Origin of the sequence: Helicobacter mesocricetorum (assembly GCF_900198605.1) — a bacterium.
Classification (GTDB): domain Bacteria; phylum Campylobacterota; class Campylobacteria; order Campylobacterales; family Helicobacteraceae; genus Helicobacter_D; species Helicobacter_D mesocricetorum.
The window spans coordinates 1-1,424 of sequence record NZ_FZPJ01000023.1 but is presented as its reverse complement, the minus strand read 5'-3'; the positions used below and the strand labels follow the sequence as shown (position 1 = coordinate 1,424).

1 pseudogene is annotated in these 1,424 nt (G+C 35.1%); it reads right to left on the bottom strand.

The window, feature by feature from the left end:
* Positions 1-1,424, bottom strand: a pseudogene (locus tag C6H18_RS06110) (hypothetical protein); the annotation flags it as partial.

Genomic DNA, 1,424 nt, shown 5'->3' with positions numbered 1-1,424 from the left:
CCTCTCTATCTTAGTAGTATCACTAACTTTACCGGTATTACTAATACTTAAATTACCACTTCCTTCATTTTTAATATTAGCCCCTAATTGAGCATTGCCTTCATTACTAAGTTTTAAATCTCCATTTCCTGCATTGATGATATCTCCTGATATCTTAGCATTACCTTCATTTTTAAGAACAATATCTCCTTTACCACTAACAGCCCCTGCTATGTTACCTTCTCCAGAGTTGGTAATATTTAAAGGGGCATTACCAGAAGAGGTGATAGAGCCTCCTATGTTTCCATTACCAGAGTTATTAATAGTAATAGGGGCATTAGAGGAGATTGTAATAGAGCCTCCTATGTTTCCATTACCAGAGTTATTAAGACTTAAGGCTACATTATCTTTGGCTTCAATACTTCCTCCAATACTTCCGCTTCCTTTATTCTCCACACTAAAGTCTTTCACTTCTCCAGAGAGTTGAATATTTGCATTAATCTCTCCTGCATTAGCAATCCCTGTTTTAGCTTCTATCTTTCCTGCTATATTAATGTCTCCTGTGATATGATTATTAGAAGCTACATTAATAGCAGCTCCATTTTCACTTTTAATAGTTGCACCTTTTTGGATGTCGATACCTTTGACTTCTGTTTTTTGAGCATTAGTTTGAATACTGATGGCATTCCCTTTGACTTCCATTGCACTACCTGGTGCTAGAGTGATTTTACCAACCTTTGTGGAGGACTTGATTGTATCTAAATCAAAAACGACAATTCCATTCCCATTTGATGTCATTGTCCCTTTATTGATAATTTCTCCTATATGGTTTGTCGCATCATAGTAAATAACTTGATTATTGCCTTTCATCACTCCTTCGTTGATGATTGTGCCTATCTTAGTTTGTTGCCAGTTGCGTTCCATATAGATTGAATTCTTTGCATCTATGGTTCCTGTGTTGATAATTATATCAATATCACTACCAAAGAGAGTTATACCAGTGTTAGTTGATTTTATCAATCCTTGATTATTAAGGGTTCTAATGTTTGTGTTACTTAGTAAGTTTATACCTGTTATTGTCCCAGTATTGGTGTTGGTAAAAGTATTTATTTTAGTAGTAGTGGCTTTAATACTACCATTTAAGACAAGACCATTAGCATTGCCAGTCCCATTACTCATAATCCCCTCATTAGTAAAGTTATCTATCGTAACAGCAGCGGTAATACTAACCCCATTAGAACCACCTTTTATTGTTCCCTTATTCTCAAAACTATTAATAGTAGAGTTTGCAATAGAAACCCCAGTACCTCTATTACTATTATTAGTTGGTTGAGCATATATAATCCCCTCATTCTTAAAACTCCCTATGGTAGAACCATTTAGAATATTAATCCCTCTACCACTATTCCCCTCACCCTTAATAGTCCCTGTATTACTAAAAGTCT